Genomic DNA, 16,741 nt, shown 5'->3' with positions numbered 1-16,741 from the left:
CTATACGGGAGCTAGTGTTGAATGTTCCTGTACAAAATTCTCTAATAATTCTACTGCCTTATCGTTACCTCCGGCAAGGGTAAATGTGTTTCTTACTTCCTGAGCAGCAATTCTGTATTTAGGATTTTCCAACAGTTCAAAAACGGTTTCACGAAGCGCATCTACACGCAGTCTTTTGTATCGGATACTGATTCCGCAGCCTGCCTGCTCAATCAGTTTTGCAATATGGAAATGATCATAAGCAATAGGGGTGATCAACATTGGTAATCCGTTTCGGAAAGTATCATTTACGGTATTGAATCCACCATGGCAGATCACCATGTCCATTTGCTGCATCACTGCTGACTGAGGTACAAAGCTGTTCACAATAAAATTGTCCGGCCATTCTTCAAAGATTTCCGGTGGAGTAGCGGCAATTACCGTAACCGGCTGGTCTTTAAATGCAGCGATAATTTTTTCAAAGAAAGCTTTTCTGATGTCTACCAACAATGTTCCCAATGATACAAAGATCTTTGGAGTGGTAGAAGCATTCAGTTTATCCCAGTCAAATGGAGCATCATTCGGACGGCCTTTTACCGGACCTACGAATTTCATATGAGACGGAACCGTTTCAAAGCCAGCGAAAGCCTGTGATGTAAACACCATATTCAGTTTGTGAGAATGGATATAAATACCTTCTTCATGAATGCCTACTTCTTTTTGAAGGTCTTTGATCAGGTTTTGCTGCCATTCCCAGATTTTTGGGGCACTTTTTTCCGTATCTCCCATCACATCCGGTGGAACAGGTGTTGTCGTTACACAAGGAATATTATTTTTGTGAGCGAAAAGAGCGCCTCCGAAAGTAATACAGTCATTCACGATAACATCCGGCATCCAGCTTTCAGTAAGTCTGTTAAGTCCCGGCATCATCATTTTAGCGAAAGGAACATAGGTTTCTTCCAATGCCAGTTTCATCACTTCAGGTCCTGAACAGGCTGGTCCGTCATCCTGTCTCTTTAAAATACGGGCAATTTCCTCCTGATACGGAACAAGATCTTCTTCAGGATAGAAATAAGAACCTCCTTCCGGAATATGTTTATTGTCTAATGGGGTAATTCCGAACCATTTTACTTCGTGTCCACGGGCAATAAGACTTGCTCCAACACTTAAAGTAGGGCTCACATGTCCGAAAAACGGAGGAACTACAAATAAAAATTTAGACGGTTTTTCAGGTTTTGAAGCTTTCAATATTGCTTGTTCCAATAAGTTGGCCACTGTAGCAGAACCTCCGGCTTCTACAAAAGATTGTCCCACTTTCTGAGCTGCTTCTTTATAGCTCGGATTGTTCAGAACCTGCTGTACAGCTTCTCTAAGGTGATTTCCTTTAAATCGGTTAAAATTAAGACGTTCACCTGCTTCTGTACGTACAACACGTCCTGCAACGTGTGACTGGTCATAGGCAATAGGGATCACGACCAAAGGAATACCGTGTGATAATGTTTCAGATACGGTATTGTGACCGCCATGGCAAACCACACCGTCAAGATGAGGTAACAGATCCAATTGTGGAACCTGCTGATACACCATAAAGTTATCCGGCCATTCCTCGAAAAGTTGAGGATCGGAAACCACTACAACGGTTAGATCTTCATCTTTAAAGGCATCAATTACCTTTTGGAAGAATGCTTTTTTATGATCATGATCGAAGGTCGTCCCAATGCTTACCAGGATCTTTTTGTTGTTTTTGCTTTTTAACTTTTCCCAGTCGAATTCAGATGAAACACGTCTTTCTGTAAGAACGGGACCTGTGAACTGATATTGAGCAGGAAGATCATCCATTTCACCAAAGAAATAACTGGAAGTCAGAACAAGGGTCAACAGGTCTGAAGTCGCCAGGGAACGTTCTTCCTGGAAGCCCAGTTCTTTCTGTAAATCAATGATCTGATTCACTTCCCACTCGTGTACCTTAGGCAGTTCATTCATGATTTTAATGGCGGCCGGAGCGGTAACGGAAGTCGCACAAGGAATTCCAAGTGTTTTTGCTGCAACTGGGGCTGCAAATAACTGATGATCCCCGATAATCAAATCGGGTTGATATGTTTTTAATAATGAAACAATACCCTTATAGCAATGTCTGTTCAGCGGGATAAGAACCTCTTCGTAAAGGAACTTCACGCTGTCTATACCGTACACTACTTTCTTTGAAATAATATCGAGATATTGTTCACTTTCTTTCTTTTCTTCGTCGGTCTGATCGTATTGGATCAGTAATAATTTTCCTCCCTCAGGAAGTTTAGCCTCTAAAGTCGGGTCAAGGCTGATCCAGGCTACTTCATGTCCTCTTTCCAGCAGCGTAGCACCGATGCTTAGGGTAGGGTTGACATGTCCTGTCAATGGTGGAACTATAAATGCAAATTTAGCCATGGTTTTGTGTTAAAATTTTAGATAAAAATTGAGCGATTGTTTCCGCAATCAGATTGGGTTCCTGGATAGGAATATTGTGATCGCCCGGGATTAATTCAAGTTCAGACTGGCTGATTTGAGACTGAAGCCACTCTCCGGTAGGTCTGCAGTTGGAATCAGCACCATAAAGCAATAAAGTAGGAGCCGTCAGTTCATTGAAACGGGCTTCACCAAGGAAATGTTTTTCCCTGATCATATCTGCTTTAATGGTGGTCTGGTTAAACAGAAATTCATACATTCGGTGGTTCTTTTCCATTTGTCTTTTACCCATCTGCACTTTCGTAGTATCGGTAAAATTGGCGACATAATGCTCAAGAAATTCTTTGCTGTATTCATCAATGATGTTACGGGCTTTTTCGTCCTGAGGATCCGGAGCTTCTGTTACCACGAGCTGATTCACGCGGTCAGGATATTCTAAAGCTGTTTTTAAAGCGATAAGACCTCCGAAACTATAGCCGACAAGGTGTACTTTTTCCAGTTGAAGGTGATCTATTAAACCTATTAAATCGGATGACATGTTGTCAAGATCATACCCATCCAAAAAGCGTTCACTCATTCCGTGGCTTTTCAGATCGTACATCACCACATGGAAATGCTTTGCCAGTACTGGGGCAATATTAAAATAATAAATGGACAGGTTACTGAACATACCGTGGATCAATACCACGGTTTGTTCGGCTCCTTTGTTGAGTTCCTGTATATGAACTTGTCTGTTATTGACAGTGATTATTGGCATTCGTAGATATAATTGATGATCATACTAAGGTCAAGATTAATAAGCTGGTCAAGATCCATAGAAGATAACCAACCTGTAAAGTCGATCTGATCGCCAAAATGCGCTTTGATTTTTTCTGAGAATGAAACAATCTCGATGCTGTCCATTTCAAGATCTTTGGTGAATGAACTTTCCGGAGTAATGTCCATTTCTTCTACAAATTCAGCCCCTATCACTTCAGTAATAAAACCTTTTAATAAAGTGAAAAGTTCTTCGTGGTTCATTTTTAATGTTGCGTTTACAGTGTCCATCCGATAATATAATTTTTATGTTTAATAGTTTTGATTTCAATATTGTTGATCCACAGGTGATCATCTTTTATCATTTCGACTTCGAAGGCTTTAGGATTTCCTTTCAGTCCTGTTCCCATGAACTTTCCGTAGGCTTCCTTGGCTACCCAGAAACGGGTGGTCCATTCTGCCTGATCTCTGTCTTTTAATAAGGCTAATTCGTTGTCGGTAAATACCATATCGTAGAATCCTGAGCTGCGTTCTTCCATCAGTTCCATATCGATTCCTACAGATTTTCCATATCTCGCAATGCCCACGGCTTCTTTGCCTTTATGAGCTAATGAAATATGGATGTCTTCTGTAAAATCACTGATGAGGTAAGGTTTCCCCACTTCATCGGAACGGATTTCAAAGGTGATCGGGAAGCAGGCATGATTTTTTTCCTGACGAAGAAGATTTCTTACGGCATCTTTTACCGCTACACGGCTTACCATCCAGTTTTTCTTTTTGTTGGGTAATAACTGCTGGTGATGTTGTTTTTCCGTCTGGTTAAAATACCTTTTCAGGATAAAATCCCATGAAGCCACTCTGGTATACGCCTGGTGGAAAAAGAATACTTCGGGAGCAATCTCTTCCGAAAGACGGTTGTGTAGCGGTGACATGGAAACATTCCATAAGGCGGCATCAATTTCCAGTCTTCTGTTCTGCCAGCCGGTGATGGCACACCATACTTTTCCGTCTCTTTTCAGGATGATATCTGCGATGGCAAATTCATCATTAAGTTCTGTCAGCATGCATATACATTCAAAAATACCTTCCTGATCATGCATATCTCCGAAGAATTCAATATCTCTGATTTTTACAGGGAATGCAATACGGTCTTTCACCAAAGTAAGCTGCAGCCAAAGTCCGAATAACTGTCCTGCATTGTCCAGTAAAGAACCTTTACCGCCGTTTCCTTTTATTTTTCCGATAATTCCTTTGTCTCCAACGGCTGAAACTTCAGTGATTCCCTGGTATTTGTCTCCATGGAACATATGCATGTCATAGATTTCTTCAGGAGTTCTTTCGATAGGTAAAAGGTTTCCAATGGAAATATTGAAATTAGGTGTTGGAACAGAAGTAGATGTTAAGATTACTTCTGCATTGGCAAAGTTCTCAATATCAAGATAGGCGTGGTTGGGTGAGCGCCATTCTCCTTTCACTCTTTTCTCGAAAGGTTTGGCTACGTTCATCCATTGGAATACACTTACGTTCATGATTTTATGGACCAGCGTTCCCGGAATTTCGGCTTCTGCAATTTCAGCAAGCTGTTCAAAGATCATCGTCATCGGAATTACCGGTTCCATATCCGCTACATGAGCCCATCCTTTAGGCTGTCTCAATAAGCTGTGGTCAATCAGATAAGGATGACTTTCCAGGGTTACATACAGGTCTTTTGAGAAGGTTGTGCTTCTTGGTGCTTTTTGAGCAGTTTGTGTTACAGGTGCAGGGCGCTGAATCGTGATTTCCGGACGGTTCTGGAATAAAGTCAATACTTCTTCCTGCATACGGATCATATCGGCTACATTATCCTGGAATGCCTGTACCAGCGGATGGCCGCTTTTTGTGGCAATAGCTGAAGCTGTTGCTGTATATTGTTTTGGTGCATCAAAGGATTGAGCTAAAGCTTTCACTTCTTTAAAATTACGGATGATAGGAGAACCTAATTCCAGCTTAATCCCTTTTCCTGACGTTCTTTTTGTATGATTTTGTATCTCTAAAAAGTCAAGAGCAATTGTTTTACCTTCTACAAATAATGAAGCGACCACACGCTGTAACTGTGCTAATGCAGAACGGGTAGGAACACTGGAAGCAATTGTACTGAAGGCTTTTCCTTTTAAGGTATCATCAATAAATCCTATCAATCCTCCTGTACCCACCTGAATGAATACTCTTGCGCCTTCTTCATATAATGTATCGGTCAGTTCACGGAAACGGACAGGCTGAACCAAATGCTCGGCACTTAGTTTCCTGATCGCTGCCTGATCTGCAGGATAAGGTTCTAATGTTGTGGCTGACCACAATGGAATTTTTGTCTTCTGGAACTGCGCTTTTTCCATTCCTGCAAGGATGATATCCAGTTTATCAGCGATAAAAGGAGAGTGGAATCCTGATTGGAACGGCAATACCTGATGGAAAATCTGATTGGCTTTTAACAAAGGAACCAATTCATCCAAAGCGGCATTACTTCCACAAAGAATCACCTGATTAGGGCAGTTGTCATTGGAAATATAAAGGTTTGAAATTTCGTTAATAAAAGGTTTTATAACATCAATTCCGGCTCCTATGGCGATGAACTTGGAGTCTTTTAATTCAAAAGTTTCAGGGTGAAGCACATCAATTAATGCTTTTACAGAATTGGCTTCTGCTAATTCGGATGAATATCCTGCCAGCCATTCTCCTAAACTGTGTCCGGCATTCATATCCGGGATAATTCCCAGTTTTTTCAGTGAATTATCAAGGATACTGCAGTTGTTGAAAATATTTAATGCATCAGTTAAAAGACCTTCACCTTCTGTTTCGATAGGAGCTGTCAATCCAAAATAACGACTAACGCTTTCTACTTCACCTTTTGCAAGACCATCTAAGCCAGGAAATACAAAAGCTACTTTACCACCATCCTTTAATAATGGGGTAGAGGTGTACCAGATATCCTGCTTGTTTTTCCAGATGATATTTTTGGAAACTATTTTAATGGCTTTTTCTACTCTTGCAGGTGTTGGGTCGAATATAGCAACTCTGAAATCTCCTTCACCAATGGCTGTTTCATTATTTTGTAATGCTGAAAGCAGTTGTTCATGAGTAGGTCTGGCCAATATCAGCACCTGATCTTTTTTAGGCATATCATAGCCTTCAAGAACTACGTGTGCATTGATTCCTCCAAATCCGAAAGCATTCACAGCAGCTACTTTTGGAAGTCCTGTTTTTGACCAGTTTTTGGCTTCCTGTACAGGCTCAAACCTTGTGTTCTGCATCTCTGCAGTTGGATTCTCACAATATAATGTTGGCGGCAAAGTATCATGATGCAATGCCAGACAGGTTTTAATTAATCCTGCAATCCCGGCAGCCGGCATAGCATGACCGATATTGGACTTTACAGAACCAATACCTGCCATCGGAGCAGCTTCTTCTTTTCCGAAGAATTGAGCTAAGGTCTGAAGTTCTGTTTTATCTCCAAGGGGTGTTCCTGTGCCGTGAGCTTCAAGATATCCCACTTTATTTTTATCTAAATCAGCGTTGATCCATGCCTGTTCCAAAGCTTTTAACTGACCTTTCACGGACGGGCTCATCACGCTGGTTCCGGTACCGTCACTGCTTACTCCAATCCCTTTAATAACAGCATAGATTTTATCCTGATCGCGAACGGCGTCTTCTAATCGTTTTAAAACGACAAAACCACAACCTTCACCAATCAGTAGTCCGTCAGCATCCATACTGAACGGTTTGATCTGCTGTTGACGGGACATGGCTCCCAGCTGGGCAAAAATACTCCAGAACGCAGCGTTCTGTCCTGTGTGTACTCCTCCTGCAATCATGATGTCGGAACGTCCTCTCTGAAGTTCCTGTACAGCATGGTCTACAGCAATCAAAGCAGAGGCACAGGCTGCATCTACAGTAAATGCGGCACCGCCTAAATTGAAACGGTTGGCTACAAGAGAGGCTACAAGATTAGGAATTAATCCCATAGCAGTATCTGCTGCAAAACGTCCTTTGCGTTCCTGAAAAGCATGTTTTACCTTTTCAATATCGGAAGTAGAAACGTGGGGCAGTAATTCCTGCAGTAACGAAGAAATCTGTTCTCCGGTTCTTACAATTTCAATAGCACGGGTAGCTCCCGGACCGGTATAGTTTCCTTTACCGATAATAATTCCTGCTTTTTCAAGGGAAGCATTCTTTTGAAATACACCAGCATCTTCCAATGCTTTCTGTACCAGATCAAGGGTAAGCAAATGGTCAGGTTCCGTTCCCTGAACAGCCAATGGCAGAATACCAAACGCCGTAGGATCGAATGTATAATCAGGGATAAACCCTCCGCGCTGACAGTAGAAACGGTCAACGGGACTTGTTGCATCACTGAAATGAACCGGATCTATCCGATCAGCCGGAGCCAGCTCGGTAGAATCGACTTTATTGACAATATTCTGCCAAAAAGTGTTGGCATCCTGTGCCCCGGGAAAGACACAGGAAAGGCCAATTACAGCAACATCTGTTTTTTTCATATTGAATTTATGCAGCGTTTTACCAATTATTTCCTGACATGATCAGCACCTGGCTTTCAGTTCCATATTTGATCTCGTTAAGAAAGATTTCTTTCCCTTCATCCAAAGGAATCATGGATATTCCTCTGCGTTCATATTCTGATTCCAGGGTGGAAGAGACCATTCCGGCTCCTTTCCAGGGTCCCCAGTTGATAGAGATTACTTTTCCTTTTAATCTTTTGTTTAAAGCATTCGCGTAATCATCCAGTACACTGTTTGCTGCGGCATAATCTGTCTGGCCTTTGTTACCGTATACGGAAGCAATACTTGAGAACAATACTACAAACTGACAGTCTGTACGAAGCTGTTCAGCCAATACACGAAGTGGTTTTACTTTGGTATCAAATACACGTCCGAAAGAACTTGTCGTCTTTTGTTTGAATAGTTTATCTTCTAAAAGACCTGCTCCATGGATTACTCCGTCCAGACGGTTATATTTTTCATAAATACTGCTGATCAGGTTGCTTAAACCTTCTTCGTCACAAAGATCCAATGATTGGTAAATAATGGTATTTCCAAGTTCTTCCATATCACGGATTGTGCGTAGGATCTGATTGTTTTTGAAAATCTTCGTCGTTTCTTTTTCTATTTCTGCAGGAGAAGTGAATTGTCCGGATCTGATCAGGAAACCTCTGATTTCCTCTTTTGTTTTCATACTTTCAAATTCTTTAGCAGAAACTTCATTTCTAGGATCTGCAGATCTTCCTACCAGAATATAAGTACAAGGATACGCCTGAGACATGTGTTTTGCCAATTCTGCAGTGATTCCCTGTGCACCTCCCAATACCAATACCACAGATTTTTGATCTAATTGAATTTGAGCTTCACTCAGACTCGTTGACAATGGGGAAGGAATGATATCTACTCTGTGTCGTTGGTCATTTTTGTAAATGATCTCAGCAGGTTTATCCTTTGTAAGGATCTCCTTTAATGTAATTTCAGCAATCTGATCTACTTCCTGAGGAGTACTCAGACTGATCAGTCTGCATGTTGTATTATCAAATTCTCTTGCTAAGCTTTTGAAAAGTCCCGGATATCCCTGATGGTGGCGTAATATACTTACATCAGTGATTTCCTGAAGATGAGCCGTGATGTCTGAAACTAGGTATACCCATTTAGCTTTATCAAAATCCAGTTTTTTGATCAGATCTACGTGATCAATAATGCTTGGTTTATCAACTGCTGAGAACAGGTCCAGCATAATTAATCCCTCAATGTTTGAAAGATCTTTTTCTGTATCTACTATTTCTACAATTGCACCATGTTTTTCCAGAGCTTCTTTGATCGCTGAGGTTTGTTTTCTTTCATCCTGAGTAATTGCGAAACGTTTTCCCTGCAATATTTCTGTGTTTTGTACTAAAGAAGCGTCAGTAGGAGTGATATCAAAACGAAGACGTGAAAGTACATTTTGAGTTGGTTCTGCAATGTTTGTTTCCTTGGTTTCGCTTTTTGTTTCGTTCGCTTCACCATTCATTTCGTTGATCCAGCCTGCCAGACCACGAAGTGTTTTAATTGCAGCGAGTTTTTCCATAACATCATCAGCCTGTTCAAGGTTTTGACCAAAACCGATTTTGGTTTTAAGATCACCGATAATTTCCATACGTTTAATGGAATCTATACTCAAATCCGCTTCCAGATCAAGATCAAGACCTAACATTTCTTTTGGATATCCTGTTTTATCACTTACGATATTCAGAATAGCATTTTGAAGGTCTTCAAGAGAGAATGCCGGTTGAGCTTGTGGTTTTGAAGCTGTTGATTCAGCTGCAGATCCGTTTTTTTCAGGGGCAGCAGTTGTTTCAGCTCCTGAGAATTCAGTAAGCCATGAAACAAGACCACTTAAGGTTTTTATTCCTGCTAATTGCTCCATAACAGTATCTTCACTGGTGTTTCCGTTACCCAGAGTTCCAAGTTCGTTACGAAGTGTTCCGATGATTTCAACTCTTTTAATAGAATCAATACTTAAGTCAGCTTCAAGGTCCATTTCCATACCCAGCATTTCCTGAGGATATCCTGTTTTATCACTTACCACCTGTAGTAATAAGGATTTGATATCTCTTGAAGGGGCCTGTTTCACAGCAGCAACGGCTACGGGTCTTTCCTGTTGAACAGGCTGAACCGGAATGGTAGATATTGGCTGATGAGCAGGAGTCTGTACTGGTGAATGATATACAGGAGCAGGGAACGCCTGAGGATTCTGTCCCATAAAGGAAAGCATCACATCACGCTGTGCCTGTATCATTAATTTCATGCTGTTTAAATATTCCTGCAGCATACGTTCAGCAGTAGACTGAGCTTCAGTTGCAGGGGGTTGTGGATTATTAGTAAAATTGTTCATGGGAATAGGGTTTATAAGTGGTAAAGCACCATTAGATGGCAGATTACCATTAGTTGGGTGGGCAGTTTGCCCGTTTACACGCCAGATGGCAGGGCTTTTCTTGTAAAGCTCAGGTTGGTTAAGATCAATTACCTTAACGCTTCGGCCATCAAAAAGTTTATCGATATTGAAGCTTCGGCCTGTTCCTAAATATTGTGCCAGCATACAAAGAAGATGGCTGAATTTATTACGGCTGTTGTCTTCAACATATAAGGTCAGCTGATCTTTTTCAAGGCAGGATTTGGTTAATCCTGTAAGGACTTTTCCTGGTCCTACTTCGATGAATATTCTTGCACCGTCATTGTACATCGCCTGAAGCTGTTCTACAAATCTTACAGGCTGTACCAGATGATCAGTAAGTCTTTCTTTTATTTCTGATGGATTTGACGGATATACCTCAGCTGTAGTATTAGACCAAACAGGAATCTGCATTTCCTGGAAAGGAACATCTTTCAATACCTGAGCATATAAATCCTTGGATTTTGCCAATAATGGGCTGTGGAATGCACATGCAACTTCCAGTTTTTTAGCAGAAATACCTTCCTGTTTAAGAACTTCCAGTAATTTATTGATCGCTTCAGTACTTCCTGCAATGACACATTGAGCAGGAGCGTTGAAGTTTACAGGATAACATCCTTCTACTTTTGCAATAATCGGCTGTAAACGTTCCGCTGTAGCACTTGCAGCCAGCATTGAACCAGGATCTCCACCTTCTACTGAGTTTAAAATAGACTGAGCTCTCTGAACACTTAAGTCAACCAGTTTATCTTCTCCAAATACCCCGGCAAAACATAAAGCCGGTATTTCACCATAACTATGACCTGCCAGCATATCAGGAATAATGCCTAATGATTCTAAGAATTTAGCCAGTGCAAGGTCTACAATTCCTAAAAGAGGTTGCGCTAAACGGGTATCTTTAATGGTTTCTTTTTGTTGTTTTAAATCAGCTTCATTAAATGTTTTAGATGGGAAAACTACTTTTTCAAGTTCAGGATACTCATCAATAATCTTACGCATAGCAGGGAAAACGACGAATAAATCACGAGCCATATTAATTCTCTGGCTGCCCTGTCCTGGGAATGTGAAGGCTACTTTACCTTCTTTCTTATTCACAGTAAAGGTATCTTTTGTCTCAATCCCTAGTAGTACTAGTTCAAGCTTCATCATCAGATCTTCAGCGGTGTCTGCAACAATACTGAACTGGATTGGTTTTTCTGAACTGATGCTTAAACTGTAAGCAAGATCTTTTAATGGAATGCCATCATTGATTTCTAATAAAGCTTTAATCTGGCTCGACTGTCCTTTTGCTTCTTCGTAAGTCTCTCCACGGAAAACAAACAGTTCTGAAGGCCACGATTGCATTGCGATTGAATTATCCTGTTTAGGATGATTGGCAATTACCGTATGGAAGTTCGTTCCTCCAAATCCAAACGCACTGATTCCTGCATACCGGTTTTTCTCCGCCCACAATCCACTTTCTGCATGGAAGGCAAACGGACTGGTTGCTGCATTATAATAAGCATTAGGCTGCTGAAGGTGAAGGGTAGGTGGTTTTACCCCGTGATATACGGCAAGGGACGCTTTGATTAATCCTGCTAATCCTGCCGCACATTTTGTATGCCCGATCTGTGTTTTTACAGAACCTAAATGAGTCTGTCCCGGTAATGCCCCTGAACGGCTGAATAAATTAGTTAATGCACTTAATTCAGTTTTGTCACCGACTACAGTTCCTGTACCGTGAGCTTCTACAAGACCTACAGAAGCAGCACTTATACCAGCTTGGGAATAAGCACGTTCCAACGCTCTTACCTGGCCTATCTGTCTTGGAGCAGTCAATCCCAGAGCTTTTCCGTCACTGGATCCGCCAACTCCTTTGATCACCGAATAAATACGGTCACCATCGCGTACTGCGTCTTCATATCTTTTTAAAACAAGGATAGCGATACCTTCTCCAAGGGCAATACCATCTGCATCACCATCGAATGTAGCACATCTTCCTTTTCTGGAAAGAGCATGAGTACTGGAGAACATCAGGTAATCATTGATTCCGTTGTGTAAATCTGCTCCTCCGGCAAGTACCATATCGGATTTTCCTAATACAAGTTCCTGGCAAGCAAGATCAATAGCTGCTAATGATGAAGCACAAGCAGCATCTACGGTAAAGTTTCTGCCGCCAAGATCCAGTCGGTTTGTGATTCTACCTGCAATAACATTGGCAAGAATACCCGGAAATGAGTCTTCTGTGGTATGTGGGAAGGCTTCTTTTACTTCTTCGTGAAGTTCTCCGAAAACCTGCTTATAATATCCTCTGAAACTATAGCTGTTGGCAAGATCATTTCCTCCTTCAGCACCTATAATAACAGAAATGTTTTCTCTGTTGATGTGTTTTTCACCATATCCTGCATCTTCCATGGCGCGTTTTGCAACCAATAAAGTTAACAGCTGTGTAGGTTCAATGGCCGCAAGAGATTGTGGCGGAATTCCGAATGCCAATGGATCGAAATCGATTTTAGGAATAAATCCACCCCATTTTGAGTGAGATACATCCGGTCCGTCAGAATCCGGGTGGTAATACAATTCTTTATTCCATCTTTCATCAGGTACTTCGGTAACACTGTCTTTTCCTAAAATAATATTTCTCCAATATTCATCAAGGTTTTTAGCACCCGGGAAAATACATTCCATTCCTACGATAGCGATGTCCAGAGGTTTTTCTGTAGAAACCGGTTCTTCCGGTAACGCTGCCTCCTGAATATGCTCATAGTTGTCTACAACACTTTGATGCAGAGCCGCTAATGAGATCACACGATTGTGCATGGTAGCTACCTGCCCAATCATATACATTCCTAAGTCTAGTTGGTCATCTTTAGGAATATTGACAAGTTGATCACCCTGACGCTCTATACCTTTAGCCGCAATTCTTAAACGGCCTACGTTTAATTTCTCGAGCTGTTCCCACACTTGTTTTTTATCCATTCCGGCAGCAAGAAGCTTTGCTTTTTCTGTATTGAAATGGTGGGCAAATGCTGTATTTAAACAACGGGTTTCATGTCCGGGAGCTGTTTCCAGTAGAACTGTATCTTTTGCCTGCATAGCCTGCGACTGAAATTCTTCCTGAATGGCTCCGGTCTGTACAGCTTCATTGGTATAGAGATAAGCGGTTCCCATCAATACACCAATTTTCACTCCTCTTGCAGCTAACGGTGCAGCCATGATAGAAACGAACGCAGTTGAAAAGGCGTTATGAATTCCTCCTGCAAAAAAGACACTGATGTTTTCAGGGTGTTCTTCTTTTAAGATACGTTCAATTTGTTTTTCCCAAAGAACCATACTTGAAAGGGGACCTACATGGCCTCCGCACTCACGCCCTTCAAAAATGAAGTTTCTGGCGCCTTCTTTCAGGAAAATATCCAGAAGGGCAGGGGAAGGAACGTGTAAGAATGATTTTATTCCGGCTTTTTCAAATACTTTAGCCTGGGCTGGTCTTCCGCCTGCAATTAAAACGACAGGAGGTTTAGCTTCTAATATATATGATGTCTGTTCATCTCTTAATTCCTGTGGTGCGAATCCCAGGATTCCTACACCCCAGGTTTTTTCACCAGCCAGTCTTTTAGTATCCATTACCAGAGATTTTGCAGATTCTCCTTTCAATAAGGATAAGGCAACAAAAGGTAATGCTCCGGCATCTGCTACTGCATTCGCAAATGACGGTACATCGCTTACACGGGTCATCGGACCTTGAGCGATAGGATAACGAAGACCCAGTTCCTGAGCTAAAGTGTTGTCTTTATCAATTACTTTAAGTGCTTTTGCCTGCTTTAGGTGTCCATACATGGCTTCTTTGAATCCGAAAACCATTTTTTTCACGGTTTTGAAATCCTCATACAGATCTGTTGCCAGCGAAATGTCTTGTCCCATCGGGATATAACATGTACTGAGGTCCAGACCAGTGAAGTACTGTTTCAGATCTTCAGCTGTTGTGTTTTCTGGTAATGCAGGTGAATTGGGTCTTACCAATACACGATGGTTAGCAATCACCTTAGTTTCTGTACCATTCAGTTTTGAGCAGACTTCTTTCAGTTCGTTAGGAGCTGAACTTTCAGGAAACAGAGCCAGCTGGCTGTCCAGTACAACTCCTGTTGCTCCCAATGCTTTTGATGCCGCTGCGGTATGGAGACCTATTCCTCCCTGTACCCACACCGGAATGTTCTGAATTTCTTTGATCACACGCTGAAATAATACAAACGTGGATTCATAGCCTACCCATCCACCTGCTTCATTTCCTTTGATAATGATTCCTTCTGCTCCTGATTGTTCAGCTTGTCTGGCTTCTTCCAGACTGCTTACCTGATAAACAGCAGGCAGGTTGAAAGGCTTCGACATTCCGAACGGAAGGATTGCAAACCTTACTTTTTCAGGAATTTGGAGAGCGGTGAAATTGTCATTAGAAAAATAAATACCATACGATGGTACGTCTATCTGATCAAGTTGATGTAACGCTTCCTGGGCAGTCACTAACTCATTTCCTAAACTTAAAACGGGAAATGCACCCGCCTGGTGTAGTTTAGGGATAAGGTTAACGTCTGGTTTTTCAAAAGGCGTCAGTCCAATAATGGTTAAGTTTTTCATGGCGTGATAATTATTGAATGATAGCAAGAGATTCATAACAAAATGTAAGGCCTTTCGGTATTAAGGCGATCGCTTTTGTTACGATATAATAAAATTGGTTTTTGTTAAATCTTTAATGATGTATGTGTTTTTATGGTAATTATTCAAAAATCTATTGTTTGTTAATAGATTGTATGATATAAGGTTGGTATCCGGTTTTTCAAAAGGCATTAGCCTGATTTTGGTCAAGTTTTTCATAGCATTTACGGTATAGGAATAGTTAATGATATCTCATATCAGAACACGGATGCCATTAGTATTGATGGTGTTTTTCTGTTATGAGTGAATAAAAATAATAAAAATGTATATATTTTTTAACCATAAGTACAATTTGATAATTATTTATTAATATAAAAATATCAATTGTTCATATGTTATTAAAATATATTTATTGTTTATTTATTCTTAGAAACATGCCGGTACAATCTTCTCAACTTTAATTATAAATAGTTATAGTTAAAGAAATGTTAAGCAAATATAGGAATAAAAAATAAAATATTTCAAAAACAAGAGATTTGTTTTTGCATATATTACAAAAAGATAATATAGAATGAATAAGGTTCCGAAATGTAAAAATTGCCTTTATCAATCTGATAAAACGGCAAAGCGAATTTAAATAAAATTAATCAATATATTGTGATTTAATTTGAATTATTTATGAACTTTCTCTATCTTTTTGATAAATAAATAGATAGAGAATTTTAAGAATAATTAATATATCTTTCCGAAATTCATAAAAAAACAGTAAGTGTTTGATATACTTACTGTTTTTTATAGGTTTGATGGTTGAGATGTTTCTGATGAATAAGCCTTTTAAAGATTATTGGATAATGTAATTTTATTATCCGATGAACAGGCTTTCAAGATTTAAAATATACTTAATCCGTATTGTTTTGCAAGATCTAAAATCATGTGATATCCAGCCAGTGAATTTCCATGTTGATCCAAAGATGGACTGAATACACCAATTCCTATTTTTCCGGGAACACTTACGGTAATTCCGCCTCCGACACCGGATTTACTTGGAAGACCTACGGTTCTGGAGTATTCACCACTGAATTCATACATTCCGGCGGTCAGCATCTGTGACTCCACCAATTTTGCTATATCTGCATTCTTATAAGTGGCATCTCCGTCAAACCTTACACATTGGTTGGCAAAGAAATAACCGATTTTTGCAAGATCTTCAGCGGTAAGCTCAATAGAACACTGCTTGAAATAATTATCCAGCTGATCTTCATTTCCTGAAATCAGTCCACTGTTTTTCATGATGTAAAACATACCCCGGTTACGGTGTCCGGTTGCTTTTTCAGATTCATAAACAGATTTGTTATACTCAATTGTCTGATTTTTGGTAATATACCTTACCATATCCAGAATCTTAAGGAAAGGTTTCTCGCCGTCTCCTGAAATTAACGAAGTAGTAAGAATAGCTCCTGCATTCATCATGGGATTGAGCGGTTTGCCTGTGGTCTCAAGGTTTGAAAAATGGTTGAAAGGTTTGTCGGAACCGAAATATCCCATCTTGTTAAAAATATGCGCTTCTCCTTTTTCGTTTACAGCCACCATCAATGATATGATTTTGGAGATACTCTGCATCGTGAATTTTTTACTCACATCTCCGGTGTTGAATACTTTTCCATTTTTATCTACTACTGAAAACGCGATTGCTTTAGCCTCTATTTTTCCCAGTTCAGGAATGTAATCTGCCACTTTGCCCTGTGTATAATAAGCTCTGTTTTTTTCCAGAATAGTGTTTAATGTTTTTTCTGAAATTGTTGAAATGTCTGCCGGTTTCTGAGCGTAAACTATTGTGTTTAAGGAAAGAAAAGCTGCGGTACAAATTCCTTTTGCAGAAAATAAAAAGCTGTTGTTTTTCATAGGGAAGATCTTCAAATAAAATGTTTATGATAAGCCTCGAAAAACAAAGATAAAGTTTTTTAACCTT

At 40.3% G+C, this 16,741-nt stretch carries 6 protein-coding genes; all 6 read right to left on the bottom strand.

Annotation, left to right across the window (positions count from 1 at the left end; all coding sequences use genetic code 11):
• Complete coding sequence (locus ACTJIP_RS02080; RefSeq protein WP_440704062.1) at window positions 1-2,403, bottom strand: glycosyltransferase; 2,403 nt, start codon at window positions 2,401-2,403, stop codon at window positions 1-3.
• On the bottom strand, window positions 2,396-3,178 hold the full coding sequence (locus tag ACTJIP_RS02075) for an alpha/beta fold hydrolase (RefSeq protein WP_219073035.1): 783 nt from the start codon (window positions 3,176-3,178) through the stop codon (window positions 2,396-2,398). The genes ACTJIP_RS02080 and ACTJIP_RS02075 overlap by 8 nt, the downstream gene beginning before the upstream one ends.
• Entirely contained in the window at window positions 3,169-3,468 is a 300-nt protein-coding gene (locus tag ACTJIP_RS02070; RefSeq protein ID WP_002977699.1) for an acyl carrier protein, read from the bottom strand. The genes ACTJIP_RS02075 and ACTJIP_RS02070 overlap by 10 nt, the downstream gene beginning before the upstream one ends.
• Window positions 3,456-7,709 carry a beta-ketoacyl synthase N-terminal-like domain-containing protein gene (locus ACTJIP_RS02065; protein WP_440704061.1) on the bottom strand — a complete coding sequence of 1,418 codons (4,254 nt, stop codon included), beginning with the start codon at window positions 7,707-7,709 and terminating at the stop codon, window positions 3,456-3,458. The genes ACTJIP_RS02070 and ACTJIP_RS02065 overlap by 13 nt, the downstream gene beginning before the upstream one ends.
• Window positions 7,710-7,728: 19 nt before the next feature.
• Window positions 7,729-14,754: an SDR family NAD(P)-dependent oxidoreductase gene (locus tag ACTJIP_RS02060; RefSeq protein WP_440704060.1), complete on the bottom strand. Its 7,026-nt coding sequence runs from the start codon at window positions 14,752-14,754 to the stop codon at window positions 7,729-7,731.
• A 906-nt stretch (window positions 14,755-15,660) separates the two neighbouring features.
• Window positions 15,661-16,674: a glutaminase A gene (glsA, locus tag ACTJIP_RS02055; RefSeq protein ID WP_440704059.1), complete on the bottom strand. Its 1,014-nt coding sequence runs from the start codon at window positions 16,672-16,674 to the stop codon at window positions 15,661-15,663.
• Window positions 16,675-16,741: the final 67 nt, after the last annotated feature.

Origin of the sequence: Chryseobacterium sp. 22543 (assembly GCF_052044565.1) — a bacterium.
In the GTDB taxonomy this organism is placed as follows: Bacteria; Bacteroidota; Bacteroidia; order Flavobacteriales; family Weeksellaceae; genus Chryseobacterium.
Note: the sequence above shows the minus strand (reverse complement) of the source record. Positions and strands in the feature narration are given on the sequence as shown.

Excerpts from the sequence above, each read along its gene's own strand:
- ACTJIP_RS02065 (WP_440704061.1), bottom strand. The coding sequence starts at position 7,709 with ATGAAAAAAACAGATGTTGCTGTAATTGGCCTTTCCTGTGTCTTTCCC.
- glsA (WP_440704059.1), bottom strand. The coding sequence starts at position 16,674 with ATGAAAAACAACAGCTTTTTATTTTCTGCAAAAGGAATTTGTACCGCA.
- ACTJIP_RS02075 (WP_219073035.1), bottom strand. The coding sequence starts at position 3,178 with ATGCCAATAATCACTGTCAATAACAGACAAGTTCATATACAGGAACTC.
- ACTJIP_RS02080 (WP_440704062.1), bottom strand. The coding sequence starts at position 2,403 with ATGGCTAAATTTGCATTTATAGTTCCACCATTGACAGGACATGTCAAC.
- ACTJIP_RS02060 (WP_440704060.1), bottom strand. The coding sequence starts at position 14,754 with ATGAAAAACTTAACCATTATTGGACTGACGCCTTTTGAAAAACCAGAC.
- ACTJIP_RS02070 (WP_002977699.1), bottom strand. The coding sequence starts at position 3,468 with ATGGACACTGTAAACGCAACATTAAAAATGAACCACGAAGAACTTTTC.